We start from the raw sequence: 13,110 nt of genomic DNA on the forward strand, positions 1-13,110 counted from the left end.
GGCCCCTCCACAACCAGGAGGGGCCCGGCGCGGCCGCGTTCGGGCAGACATAGGGAAAACCCTGCGTCTTTGCTCAGGAAGCTCACAGGACACCCGAATCGGATTACCCTGCTGCCGACGCGCCCTGTTCTCGCCCCTGATGTCTTGTCAGGGGCCGCGCGTCCGGAGTCTCGCGGACCTGCCGACGGCGCCTTGCGCGCAGACCGTCGTCACCGCAACTGGTTTTCTCCTCCACTTCGTCCGGTATACGGACGCCCCCGACCGATAGATGTGTAACAAGTCCGTTTCGCAGGGATCTTTCAGCAAACCCTTTGTCCGGATTTTGGAAGATGTACGCGCCAGGTGTGATCGAACCGAGACCTTGGGGGTGTGGTTCGGCCATCGGCCCATGGCAGATAGTTAGGCGCGTAGAGCTCGGGAATACGGGTCACGCGCTCCAGGCGGCGCCGACTCACGAGCGTGGGGGCACTTGACTATCTCCGGCACCGGTGACGGTGTCGTGTCGTGTGCTCCCCCTTGCGGTGAACCAATGGACTCATGAGGAGGAACCCATGCGTGGTGCCAAGAGCGCCAAGTGGGTCGCGATAGCAGCGGTTGTGGCGCTTGCCGCGACCGCCTGTGGTGGCAGTGACAGCGACAGCGGCGACGACAGCAATGCCGCCATCGATCCGAACGGCAAGTTCTCGATCGAGGTGGGTGAGCCGCAGAACCCGCTGCAGCCGGCCAACACCATGGAGTCCAACGGCAGCATCGTCACCCGGGCGCTGTTCACCGGGCTTGTGGACTACGACTCGTCCGGCAAGATCGTCATGATGAACGCTCAGTCGGTGGACTCCACCGACAACAAGACGTTCACGGTCAAGCTGAAGTCCGGCTGGAAGTTCCACGACGGCACCCCCGTCACCGCCGAGTCCTACGTCAAGGCGTGGAACTGGGCCGCGAACCCGGAGAACAAGCAGACCAACAGCTTCTGGTTCTCCGACATCGAGGGCTACGCCGACGTCGCCCCCGAGAAGGGCAAGCCGAAGGCCACGGAGATGTCCGGCCTGAAGGTCGTCGACGACTCCACCTTCACCATCACCCTGAGCTCCCCGCTGCCCTACTTCGTCTACAAGCTGGGCTACGAGGTCTTCTCGCCGCTGCCCGAGTCCTTCTACAAGGACCCGAAGGCCGCGGGCGAGAAGCCGGTCGGCAACGGCCCCTACAAGTTCGTCAGCTGGGACCACAAGAAGCAGATCGAGGTCGCCCGCAACGACGACTACCAGGGCTCGAACAAGGCCAAGAACGGTGGTGTGATCTTCAAGAACTACACCAACCTGGAGACGGCCTACGAGGACCTGAAGTCCGGCAACGTCGACGTCCTGCGCCAGCTCGCGCCCCGCGACCTGCCCGTCTACAAGGAGGACCTGGGCGACCGCGCCGTCGACCAGGCGTACTCCGCGGTGCAGACGATCGCCCCGGCCTTCTACACCGCGCAGTGGAAGGACATCGACCCGAAGGTCATCCAGGGCCTGTCGATGGCGATCGACCGCAAGACCATCACCACCACCGTGCTCCAGGGCACCCGCGAGCCCGCCACCGGCTGGGTCGCCAAGGGCGTCCTCGGCTACCAGCCGAGCCTGGGCACCGACATCTTCACGTACGACCCGGCCAAGGCCAAGGCGCTCATCAAGGAGGGCGGCGGCGTTCCGGGCAACAAGATCTCCATCCAGTTCAACGCGGACGGCGGTCACAAGGAGTGGGTGGAGGCGGTCTGCGGTTCCATCACCAAGGCCACCGGCGTCGCCTGCACCGGCGACTCCAAGGCGGACTTCCAGGCCGACCTCGACGCGCGTGACGCGCAGGAGGTCAAGTCGATGTACCGCTCCGGCTGGGTGCTCGACTACCCGTTCAACGCGAACTTCCTCCGCGACCTGTTCGGCACCAACTCGGACGGCAACCAGAGCGGCTTCTCCAACCCGGAGATCGACAAGCTGATCAAGGAGGCCGACGCCGCCAAGACGCAGGAGGAGTCGGAGAAGCTGTACCAGCAGCTCGAGAAGAAGCTGCCCGAGTACATGCCGAGCATTCCGCTCTGGTACTACAAGGTCAACGCGGGCTACTCGGAGAAGGTCACCGGCGTCAAGTACGCCCAGGACGGCGACCCGGTCCTGACCGGCGTAGAGGTCAAGAAGTAACCGCAACGACCGTTGTCCCGGGTGCGGCGTGACCCGCCCGGGGAACGGCAGCGGCCGGGGGGCCCTTTCCACCCGCATCTTCAGGTGATGCGCGGGGAAAGGGCCCGTTGGCTGCTGCCGTGACTGACATGGAGGCACGATGGGGCGCTACGTCGCACGACGACTGCTCCAGATGATCCCGGTGTTCATCGGGACAACTCTGCTGATCTTTCTCATGGTCTACGCCCTGCCCGGTGACCCCGTGCGCGGGCTCTTCGGCGACAAGGCCGGCAGCCCGCAGGTCATCGCGGCGCTGAGACATGAGTACGGCCTGGACCAGCCGATCCTGGTGCAGTACTGGAATTACATGAAGGACATGATCCTGCATGGCGACTTCGGCACGCAGGTGGCCAGCGGCCGCCCCGTCACGGAGGTGCTGGGCGACGCGTTCCCGGTGACCCTCCGCCTCGCCTCCCTGGCCTTCGCCATCGAGGTCGTCCTGGGTATCGCCCTGGGCGTGCTGGCGGGTCTGCGCGCCGGGCGGCTCAGCGACAACGTGATCCTCGTGATCACGCTGCTGTTCATCTCGGTCCCGGTCTTCGTCCTCGGCTTCATCTGCAAGCTGGTCTTCGCCGAGCAGTTGGGGTGGTTGGACCCGAACGTGAGCGACTCGACGAACTACGGCCAGTTGCTGATGCCGGCCATCGTCCTGGCGACCGCGTCACTGGCCTATGTGACCCGGCTGACCCGGACCTCGATCGCCGAGAACCGGCGTGCGGACTACATCCGCACCGCGATCGCCAAGGGGCTGCCCAAGAGCCGTGTGGTGGGCGTCCACCTCATGCGCAACTCGCTGATCCCCGTGATCACTTACCTGGGCACCGACATCGGTGCGCTGATGGGCGGCGCCGTCGTCACCGAGGGCCTGTTCAACATCCAGGGCATCGGCGGCACGATCTACGAGTCCCTCGTGCGCCGCGAGGGCACCACTCTGGTCGGCCTGGTGACGATCCTCGTCCTCGTCTATCTCCTTGCCAACCTGCTCGTCGACCTGCTCTACGCGGTCCTTGACCCCAGGATTCGCTATGCCTGACGTGACCAAGACCGACGTCAAGAGTGCTGTGCAGGAAGTCGCGACGCCCGCGGGGAAGCTGCCGGACACCAAGCCGGAGAAGACCCGCAGCCTGTGGGGCGACGCCTGGGCCGACCTGCGCCGCAGCTGGATCTTCATCATCTCCAGCGTTCTGATCTTCTTCCTGCTGCTGATCACCTTCTTCCCCGGCTGGTTCACCAGCGCGCAACCGATCCTCGGCGACCTGTCCAAGCACTACCTTCAGAAGCCCAAGCTGGGTGACGTGGGTTCGCCCGACTGGCTCGGCTACGACCAGCAGGGTCGCAGTGTGTACGCCCGTGTCATCTACGGCACCCGGGCCTCCATAGCCGTCGGCTTCGGCACCACCGTCCTCGTCACCGTCATGGGCGGCCTGATGGGCATGATCGCCGGGTACTTCGGCGGCCTCGTCGACTCGATCCTGTCGCGGCTGGCGGACGTTTTCTTCGGCATCCCGTTCCTGCTCGGCACCATGGTCGTGCTCAACTCCTTCCCGGAGCGCACGACCTGGGTCGTCATCGGCGCGCTGGGCCTGTTCGGGTGGACGCAGATCTCCCGCGTGATGCGCGGTGCGGTGATCACCACCAAGCAGGCCGACTACGTGCAGGCGGCCAAGGCCCTGGGGGCGAGCACCCCGCGGATCATGTTCCGCCACATCCTGCCGAACACCCTCGCCCCGGTGATCGTCGTCGCCACCATCTCGCTCGGCGTCTACATCGCCGCCGAGGCCACGCTGTCGTTCCTGGGCCTGGGGCTCACCGGCGTCTCGTGGGGCAACGACATCTCCGACGGCGGCAACCAGATCCGCGTCGCCCAGTGGATCATGCTCTACCCGTCGATCATGCTCAGCATCACGGTGCTGGCATTCATCATGCTCGGTGAGGCCGTACGCAACGCCCTCGACCCGAAGATGCGCTGAGGGAGGCGTACGTGACCGTCATCGAAGAAGTAGCCGTGCCCTCGCCTCGCGACGGCGATGGCTCCCCGCTGCTCGAAGTGCGTGACCTGCACGTCGAGTTCCACACCCGCGAGGGCCTGGCCAAGGCCGTCAACGGCGTCAACTACAGCGTCAGCGCGGGCGAGACGCTCGCCGTGCTCGGTGAGTCCGGCTCCGGCAAGTCCGTGACCGCACAGGCCATCATGGGCATCCTCGACATGCCTCCGGCGCGGATTCCGAAGGGGGAGATCCTCTTCCGCGGCCAGGACATGCTGACCATGTCCGGCGAGGAGCGCCGCAAGATCCGCGGCCAGAAGATCGCCATGATCTTCCAGGACGCGCTCAGCTCACTGAACCCGGTGCTCAGCGTCGGCTACCAGCTCGGCGAGATGTTCCGTGTCCACCAGGGCATGTCCAAGAAGGACGCCAAGGCCAAGGCGATCGAGCTCATGGACCGGGTGAAGATCCCGGCGGCCGCGGCGCGGGTGGGCGACTACCCGCACCAGTTCTCCGGCGGTATGCGCCAGCGCATCATGATCGCGATGGCGCTGGCCCTGGAACCGGATCTGATCATCGCCGACGAGCCGACCACGGCCCTCGACGTGACCGTCCAGGCCCAGGTCATGGATCTGCTGGCCGAGTTGCAGCGTGAGTACCACATGGGGCTGATCCTGATCACCCACGACCTCGGCGTGGTCGCCGACGTCGCGGACAAGATCGCCGTGATGTACGCGGGCCGGATCGTGGAGCGCGCCCCGGTCCACGAGCTGTACAAACGCCCCGCGCACCCCTACACGCGCGGTCTGCTGGACTCGATCCCGCGCCTGGACCAGAAGGGCCAGGAGCTCTACGCGATCAAGGGTCTGCCGCCCAACCTGCTGCACATTCCCTCCGGTTGCGCCTTCAACCCGCGCTGCCCCAAGGCGACGGACCTGTGCCGTACGGAGATCCCGGATCTGAAGCCGGTCACCGAGCAGGACGGCACCGAGTTGGTGGGCCGCGGTTCGGCCTGCCACTTCTGGAAGGAGACGATCCATGGCTGAGTTCGGCAAGAACGACGAGCCGCAGGACGCCACGCCGAACGTCTCCGACGTGGAGACCGTGGCCGCCGACTCCGAGTCGGCGGCCGTCGCGGCCATCGAGGCCCCGGTCGAACGCGGTGAGCCGATCCTCCAGGTACGCAACCTGGTGAAACACTTCCCGCTCACCCAGGGCATCCTGTTCAAGAGGCAGATCGGCGCCGTCAAGGCCGTCGACGGCATCTCCTTCGACCTGTACCAGGGCGAGACCCTGGGCATCGTGGGCGAGTCCGGCTGCGGCAAGTCGACGGTCGCCAAGCTCCTGATGAACCTGGAGAAGGCCACCGCCGGCGAGATCTTCTACAAGGGCCAGGACATCACCAAGCTGTCCGGCCGTGCCCTGAAGGCGGTCCGCCGCAACATCCAGATGGTGTTCCAGGACCCGTACACCTCGCTCAATCCCCGTATGACGGTCGGCGACATCATCGGTGAGCCCTTCGACATCCACCCCGAGGTGGCCCCGAAGGGCGACCGGCGCAAGCGGGTCCAGGACCTGCTGGATGTCGTCGGTCTCAACCCCGAGTACATCAACCGCTACCCGCACCAGTTCTCCGGCGGCCAGCGCCAGCGCATCGGCATCGCCCGAGGCCTGGCCCTGAACCCCGAGATCATCATCTGCGACGAGCCGGTCTCCGCGCTGGACGTGTCCGTCCAGGCACAGGTCATCAACCTGATGGAGCGACTTCAGGACGAGTTCAACCTCTCCTACCTCTTCATCGCGCACGACCTGTCGATCGTCCGGCACATCTCGGACCGGGTCGGAGTGATGTACCTCGGCAAGATGGCGGAGATCGGCTCCGACGAGCAGATCTACGACCACCCGACGCACCCCTACACCCAGGCGCTGCTGTCGGCAGTCCCCGTCCCGGACCCGGACGCCCGCGAACACCGCGACCGGATCATCCTGACCGGAGATGTGCCGTCCCCGGCCAACCCGCCGTCCGGCTGCCGCTTCCGCACCCGCTGCTGGAAGGCGCAGGACAAGTGCGCCGAGGAGGTCCCGCTCCTGGCGGTCCCCGAGCGGTTCCGGGGCGACGACACCCCGGCCGCGCACGAGTCGGCCTGCCACTTCGCCGAGGAGAAGGACGTAGTCCACGCGGCGTGACCAACTCAACGCCGGTTCCCGGCACCTCGCACGAGGTGCCGGGAACCGGCGTTTTCACGGGAGAGACGGATGCTGCACCACATCGAGCTGTGGGTTCCCGACCTGCCGCGCGCGACCCGGGAATGGGGCTGGCTGCTCGGCAGGCTCCGCTACGACCCGTACCAGGAGTGGGAGCGCGGTCGCAGCTGGCGTCAGGGCGCGACGTATCTCGTCGTCGAGCAGTCGTCGGCCATGACCGGCGGTGCGCACGACCGGATGCGTCCGGGGCTCAACCACCTCGCGTTCCACGCCGGAAGCCGTGCAGACGTGGACGCGCTGGCCGCCGAAGCCCCCGCCCACGGCTGGACGCCGCTCTTCGCGGACCGCTACCCGCACGCGGGCGGATCAGAGCACTACGCGGCCTACCTCGCGAACACCGACGGTTTCGAGGTCGAGTTGGTGGCCGTCACGTAGCGGTGACCCGCGCCCGCGCCCAATGACACGCCACCTGCGCCCCACCGCCCCCGTCCAGGACCTCCAGGTCCCGTGTCCGGCAGGCGTCTGCGACACCCGCCGCCTCCGCCTCGCCGCTCCCCAGGACCTGGCAGCGGGCGTGGAAGCGGCAGCCGGAGGGGATGCGCGAGGGGTCAGGGGGTTCGCCGGTCAGCACCACCGGGTCACCGGGCGCCTCCGGGACGACGGACAACAGTGCCTGGGTGTACGGGTGTTGAGGTGAGGTCAGGACGTCCTCGACGGCGCCCGTCTCCACGATCCGGCCCAGGTACATCACCGCGACCCGGTCGGCGATGTTCCACGCCAGGCCCAGGTCGTGGGTCACCACCAGTGCCGCCAGGCCCAGTTCGTCGCGCAGCCGGAGCAGCAGGGCGAGGATCTCGCCGCGCACGGAGGCGTCGAGGGACGCCACGGGCTCGTCGGCGACGATGAGTTCGGGGTCCAGTACCAGGGCTCCCGCGATCACCACACGCTGCCGCTGGCCGCCGGACAGCTCGTGCGGGTAGCGCAGGAAGAAGCGCTCGGGTGGCCGTAGTCCGGCCCGGGACAGGGCCTGTGCGACAGCCGCCCGCTCGTCACCGCCGTATCCATGGATCCGCAGGCCCTCGGCCACCGCGTCGTACACCGTGTGCCGTGGGTTCAGCGAGCCGGACGGGTCCTGGAGCACCAACTGCACTCGCTTGCGGTAGGACTTGAGCGCCCGGGAGGTGTACGACAGTGGCGCCCCGGCGAAGCTGACCCGCCCCCCGGTCGGCGTCACGAGGCCGAGCAGGGTCCGGGCGAGTGTCGTCTTGCCGCAGCCCGACTCACCGACCAGCGCGACGATCTCCCCGGCCCGGATGTCGAGGTCGACGCCGTCGACGGCCCGGGCGGGAGCGGCGCCGCGCCGGCCGGGGAAGGTGACGTGCAGGTCCTGTGCGGTGAGCAGGGGCGGCGGCGATGTCGTCATGAGGAACTCCTCGGGTCACCGGCCGCGGTCGCGGTCCCTTTCGTCTCCTGCGCCGGGTGGCCTTCTGCCGTGTGCGCGGGCCCTGCCACGCCGCCGTCGGCCGCCGTGGCCGCTCCTCCTCCAGCACCCGCAGCTGTCGTGGCTGTGCCCCCGTCGGCTTCCGCGGTCCTCGGGGGCGCGGTGCCGTCGTGGGCCTCCGTGGCCTCTGCCGCGTTGTCGGCCGTCGTGGTCGCTCCATCTCCAGCGCCCGCAGCTCGCGCGGGCGGCCCGGCTGTCGTGGTTGTACCCCTGTCGGCTTCCGCGTTCCTGGGGGTCGCCGTGCCGTCGTGGGTCTCCGTAGCCTCTGCCGCGCTGGCCGCTCCTCCTCCAGCGCCCGCAGCCCTCGCGGGCGCCCCGGCCGTCGTGACGGCGTCTCCTTCGGCCCCCGCGGCCGTTTCCGCCGCCCCGACCCCCGGCGCCCCCACATGCACGCACGCTGCCCGCCGCCCCTGCCCGGCCTCCCGCAGCGCCTGGTCCTCCGTGGCGCACTCTGCCAGTGCCACCCCGCACCTGGGATGGAACGCACAGCCTGAAGGCAGCTCGACCGGATCCGGCGGATCGCCCGCCAACCCCCGTGGAGCGAACCGCGACGACGGATCGCCGATGCGCGGGAACGCCGATGACAGTGCCTCGGCGTACGGGTGCCGGGCGTTCTCGTAGACCTCCTGGGCGGGACCCTCCTCCACCACCCGGCCCGCGTACATCACCGCGAGCCGGTCGCAGGTGTCGGCGAGGACCGCAAGATCGTGGCTGATCATGATGAGGCCGAGGTCCTGCTCGGCGACGAGTCCCTCGATCAGCCGGAGGATCTGCGCCTGGATCATCACGTCCAGGGCGGTGGTCGGCTCGTCGGCGACGACCAGCTGTGGATCGCAGGCCAGTGCCATGGCGATCATCACCCGCTGCCGCTGGCCGCCGGAGAGTTCGTGCGGGTACGCAGTCGCCCGGCTCGCCGGCAGGCCCACGTGCTCCAGCAGCTCACCCGTCCTCTTCCGCGCCGCCGCCGCGGTCCCCCCGCCGTGCAGCAGGATCGGCTCGGCGATCTGGTCGCCGATGCGGTGCACGGCGTTGAGGGAGTGCATCGCCCCCTGGAAGACGATGGAGGCGCCCGCCCAGCGCACCGCCCGCACCCGCCCCCACCGCATGGTCAGCACGTCCTCGCCGTCCAGCAGCACCGAACCCCCGATCCGGGTCCCGGCCGGCAGCAGCCTGAGCAGCGCCAGTGCCAGCGTCGACTTGCCGCACCCGGACTCGCCGGCGATGCCGACCTTCTGTCCGGCGGCCAGGGTCAGGTCGACGCCTCGCACGGCGGCGGCTCCGCTGGGGTAGGTGACCTCCAGGTTGCGGATCTCGAGCAGTGTCACTGGGTTGCCTCCTTGCCGTACCCGGACTCGCCCGCGATGCCGACCTTCTGCCCCGCGGCGGCCCCGCCGGGGTAGGTGACCTCCAGGTTCCGGACCTCCAGCAGTGTCAACGGGCCACCCCCAGCCTGGGGTTGAGAACGGACTCCACCGCACGCCCGCACAGCGTGAACGCCAGCGCGATCACGGCGATCGCGATGCCCGGCGGCACCAGGTACCACCAGTCGCCGGAACTGACCGCGCCCGCCTCACGGGCCTCCTGGAGCATGCCGCCCCAGGACACGACCGTCGGATCGCCCAGGCCCAGGAAGGCGAGCGTGGCCTCGGCGAGGATGGAGGTGGAGATCATCAGGGTCGTCTGCGCCAGGATCAGCGGCATCACGTTGGGCAGGACGTGGCGGGACATGATGTGCCAGTGCCCGCCGCCGAGCGCCTTCGCGCGTTCGATGTACGGCCGTGATTCGACGGCCAGTGTCTGTGCGCGCACCAGCCTCGCCGTCGTCGGCCAGATCGTCACGCCGATCGCCAGGATGATCGTGCCGAGCGAACGGGACATCACGGTGGCGAGCGCGATCGCCAGGACCAGCGTCGGCATCACCAGGAACCAGTCCGTGATCCGCATCACCACGGTGCCGTACGGTCCGCGGAAGTGCCCTGCCGTGATGCCGACCAGCCCGCCGATCAGCACGGACAGCACCGCCGCCAGCAGCCCCACGAGCAGCGAGACCCGCGAGCCCCACACCAGCAGGCCCAGCAGATCGCGCCCGAACCGGTCGGTGCCCAGCGGGAATTCGGTGCTCGGGCTCTCCATCGGGCGGCCCGGCGCGTCCGTCACGCTCGCGACGTCGGAGCCGACCGTCAGCGGCGCGGTCAGCGCGACCAGCACGAAGAGGGCGAGGGCCGCCAGGCCCAGCACGCCCGCGCGGTGCGTCCGGTACTGCTTCCAGAAGCGGGCGGCGGAGTCCCGCCGCCGCTGCCAGGCGAGCGTGCCCACCGGGGTCGTCATCGGGCCACCCTCGGGTCGAGCAGCGGATAGATCAGATCGGCCAGCGTGTTCATCACGATCACCACCGCCGCGAAGACGAAGAACAGACCCTGGACCAGGGGGAGATCGGGCACGCTCAGCGCCTGGTAGAAGAGCCCGCCCAGGCCCGGCCAGGAGAACACCGTCTCCACGAGGATCACGCCCGCGACCGTCCGGCCCAGGTTCACGAAGATCAGCGTCACGGTCGGCAGCATGGCGTTGGGTACGGCATGCCGCCGCCGGACCAGATCGTCCCTGAGGCCCTTGGCGCGGGCGGTGGTCAGATAGTCGCTGCCCATCTCGTCCAGCAGCGCCGAGCGGGTGACGAGCAGCGTCTGGCCGTACTCGACCGCGACCAGGGTGATCACCGGCAGCACGAGATGGTGGGCGACATCGACGACGTACGCGAAGCCCTCCTCACCCCCCGACTCCATGCCTCCGGTCGGGAACAGCCCCGGGATCGGGCCGATGCCCACCGCGAACACGATGATGAGCAGCAGCCCGAGCCAGAAGGAGGGGATGGAGTACAACGTCAGCGCCAGGCCGGTGTTGAGGCGGTCGCCGAGCCGGCCGTTCCGCCACGCCGAGCGCGTACCGAGGAAGATGCCGAGTGCCGTGTAGAGGACGAATGCCGTCCCGGTGAGGATCAGCGTGTTCGGCAGCGCCTCGGTGATCTTGTCGATGACGGGGGCGCGGAACTGGTACGACGTGCCCAGATCCCCGGTGAGAGCCTTGCCGCAGTAGTCGACGAACTGCTCCCACATCGGCAGATCGAGGCCGAACTCCCGGCGGTACGCCGCCAGCTGCTCGTTCGACACCTGACGACCGCCGGTCATGTACTTCACCGGGTCGCCGGGGATCAGCCGGAACAGGAAGAAACTGGTGACGAGGACGGCGAACAAGGAGACGACGGCGCCGCCCACCTTGCCCGCCCCGTAGCGCACATACCCGGTGCCCGGACGCTCGGTCTTCGGCGCCGTTGCCGCTGCTGTCTCAGCCGCCATGAACGCTACTCACGGTCCTCGGCGGTCGCCCGCCGCCGCAGCCCGAAGAAGACGCCCGCACCCACGAGGAGGACCACGCCGGCCACGATGCCCACGACCACGCCCGTCGACGCCGAGGAATCATCGGAACCGGAGCCGGAAGCGGCCGGTACCGCCGACCACCAGCTCCAGTAGCCGTCCTGGCCGAAGATGTTGCCCGCCTCCTCCGGCATGGTGGTGATCGACTGGATCTGGTCGGTGCGGTAGGCCTCGACCGCGTTCGGGTATGCCATGACGTTCATGTACCCGAGGTCGTACAGCCGCGACTCCATCTTCTTCACTATGTCGGCCCGTTTGGCCGCGTCGTACTCGGCGAGCTGCTGCGCGTAGAGCTTGTCGTACGTCTTGTCGCAGATGAAGTTGTCGGTCGCGCCCACGTCGTCGGGGGTGGCCGGCAGGGCGCCGCAGGTGTGGATCGACAGCACGAAGTCGGGGTCGGGGTTGACGGACCAGCCGTCGAAGGCGAGGTCGTAGTCGCCCGCTAGCCAGGGGTCGCTCACGTTGTCCAGGCAGTCGAGCGTGACGCCGATGCCGAGGTCGGCCCACCACTCCTTGAGGTACTGGCCGACGGCCTTGTCCTCCGGGTCGGTGGCGTGACACAGGATGCGGTAGTCGATCGGCTTGCCGTCCTTGCCGACCCGCTTGCCGTCGCCGTTCTTCTTGTAGCCCGCCTGGTCCAGGAGCCGGCCCGCCTTCGCGGGGTCGTAGGCGATCTCCTGATTCGCCGACGGCTTCCAGTAGTACGTCGAGAAGCGCGGCGGGATGTAGCCCTCGCCCTCGACGGCGTGACCCTGGAAGACCCTGTCGACAAGGGTCGTACGGTCGACCGCCATGAACAGCGCCTGCCGTACCCGCTGGTCCAGCAGCGAGGCGTCGCCGTTGCCGAACTTGTCGCCGTTCGCGGCCTGTGCGCCCGGGTTGGTGGCGAGGGCGTAGAAGCGGCGGCCGGGCGCGTCGTTGACCTTGATGTCCTGCTGGCTCTGGAGTGCGGACGCCTGCGCGGGTGTCAGATCGCCGACGAAGGACACCTCGCCCTTCTGGAGGGCCGCTACGGCCGCGTCACCGTCCTTGTAGTACTTGAAGAGCAGTTCGTCGAACTTCGGAGCCCCGCGCCAGAAGCTCTTGTTGGGCTCAAGGCGCACATAGCTGTCGGCCTTGTATCCGGTGAGGACGAACGGGCCGTTGCCGACAATGGGGAATTCCTTGTCGTTGTTGAACTTGGAGAAGTCCTTGACCTTCTCCCAGATGTGCTTGGGCACGATCGGCACATCGAGGGCGGCCATCGTGGCCTGCGGCTTGTTCAGCTCTATGACGAGCTCGGTGGGGCTCGGAGCCGTCACCTTCTTGAAATTGGAGACGAAGCTGCCGTTCGCGGTGGCGGCGTTCTCGTCGGTCATCATCTTGTTGAACGTCCAGGAAGCGTCCTCGGCGGTGACCGGCTTGCCGTCGGACCACTTGGTGCCGGAGCGGATCGTGTACGTCCAGGTCAGCTTGTCGGCGGACGGCGTCCACTTGGTGGCCAGACCCGGGACCGCGTGGGCGTCCTTGGGGTCGTAGTTGGTGAGGTACTCGTACATCAGCCGGTGGATGCTGGTGCTGACCAGACGGCTCGCCAGGAACGGGCTCAGCGAGTCCACGCTCTGCGAGACGGCGACGGTGAGGACCTTCTTGTCGTCCGCGGCCGTGGCGGGCTGGGGTACGAGGACCGCCGACATCGTGAGGAGTGCGGCGACCATCAGGGGAATGCGGGTCCGGAGTCTGATGTGTCTCTTCAGCAGCATGGAACCTGACCTCGCGTCATCGCTCGCACTGGG

10 protein-coding genes and 1 pseudogene are annotated in these 13,110 nt (G+C 68.1%); 6 read left to right on the plus strand and 5 right to left on the minus strand.

The features are described 5' to 3' along the window. Positions 1-551: 551 nt before the first annotated feature. The 6 genes from KCH87_RS10230 (at position 552) to KCH87_RS10255 (ending at position 6,841) form a co-directional block, all read left to right on the plus strand. Complete coding sequence (locus tag KCH87_RS10230) at positions 552-2,177, plus strand: ABC transporter substrate-binding protein (protein ID WP_210585645.1); 1,626 nt, start codon at positions 552-554, stop codon at positions 2,175-2,177. 139 nt (positions 2,178-2,316) lie between these two features. Then, a complete protein-coding gene (locus KCH87_RS10235) occupies positions 2,317-3,249 on the plus strand; it encodes an ABC transporter permease (protein WP_210585646.1) in 933 nt (310 codons plus the stop codon). After that, complete coding sequence (locus KCH87_RS10240) at positions 3,242-4,186, plus strand: ABC transporter permease (protein ID WP_210585647.1); 945 nt, start codon at positions 3,242-3,244, stop codon at positions 4,184-4,186. The genes KCH87_RS10235 and KCH87_RS10240 overlap by 8 nt, the downstream gene beginning before the upstream one ends. An 11-nt stretch (positions 4,187-4,197) precedes the next feature. Beyond that, positions 4,198-5,247, plus strand: coding sequence for an ABC transporter ATP-binding protein (locus KCH87_RS10245; protein WP_210585648.1), 1,050 nt, complete (start codon positions 4,198-4,200; stop codon positions 5,245-5,247). Beyond that, positions 5,240-6,388 carry an ABC transporter ATP-binding protein gene (locus KCH87_RS10250; RefSeq protein WP_210585649.1) on the plus strand — a complete coding sequence of 383 codons (1,149 nt, stop codon included), beginning with the start codon at positions 5,240-5,242 and terminating at the stop codon, positions 6,386-6,388. Before KCH87_RS10245 ends, KCH87_RS10250 begins: the two co-directional genes overlap by 8 nt. A 69-nt stretch (positions 6,389-6,457) precedes the next feature. Beyond that, positions 6,458-6,841, plus strand: a complete 384-nt coding sequence (locus KCH87_RS10255) for a VOC family protein (protein ID WP_210585650.1) — start codon at positions 6,458-6,460, stop codon at positions 6,839-6,841. Here the strand turns inward: KCH87_RS10255 and KCH87_RS10260 are convergent. From KCH87_RS10260 to KCH87_RS10280, 5 genes and pseudogenes are all read right to left on the minus strand, one after another. After that, positions 6,834-7,829, minus strand: coding sequence for an ABC transporter ATP-binding protein (locus tag KCH87_RS10260; RefSeq protein ID WP_210585651.1), 996 nt, complete (start codon positions 7,827-7,829; stop codon positions 6,834-6,836). The genes KCH87_RS10255 and KCH87_RS10260 overlap by 8 nt on opposite strands. Positions 7,830-8,149: 320 nt before the next feature. Next, positions 8,150-9,232: pseudogene (locus KCH87_RS10265) on the minus strand (ABC transporter ATP-binding protein); the annotation flags it as partial. Positions 9,233-9,338: 106 nt separating this feature from the next. Further along, on the minus strand, positions 9,339-10,235 hold the full coding sequence (locus KCH87_RS10270; protein ID WP_210585652.1) for an ABC transporter permease: 897 nt from the start codon (positions 10,233-10,235) through the stop codon (positions 9,339-9,341). Further along, positions 10,232-11,257, minus strand: coding sequence for an ABC transporter permease (locus tag KCH87_RS10275; RefSeq protein WP_210585653.1), 1,026 nt, complete (start codon positions 11,255-11,257; stop codon positions 10,232-10,234). Before KCH87_RS10275 ends, KCH87_RS10270 begins: the two co-directional genes overlap by 4 nt. 5 nt (positions 11,258-11,262) lie before the next feature. After that, on the minus strand, positions 11,263-13,011 hold the full coding sequence (locus tag KCH87_RS10280; protein ID WP_247196053.1) for an ABC transporter substrate-binding protein: 1,749 nt from the start codon (positions 13,009-13,011) through the stop codon (positions 11,263-11,265). Positions 13,012-13,110: the final 99 nt, after the last annotated feature.

Origin of the sequence: Streptomyces sp. GESEQ-35, from assembly GCF_017948485.1 — a bacterium.
Lineage (GTDB): Bacteria > Actinomycetota > Actinomycetes > Streptomycetales > Streptomycetaceae > Streptomyces.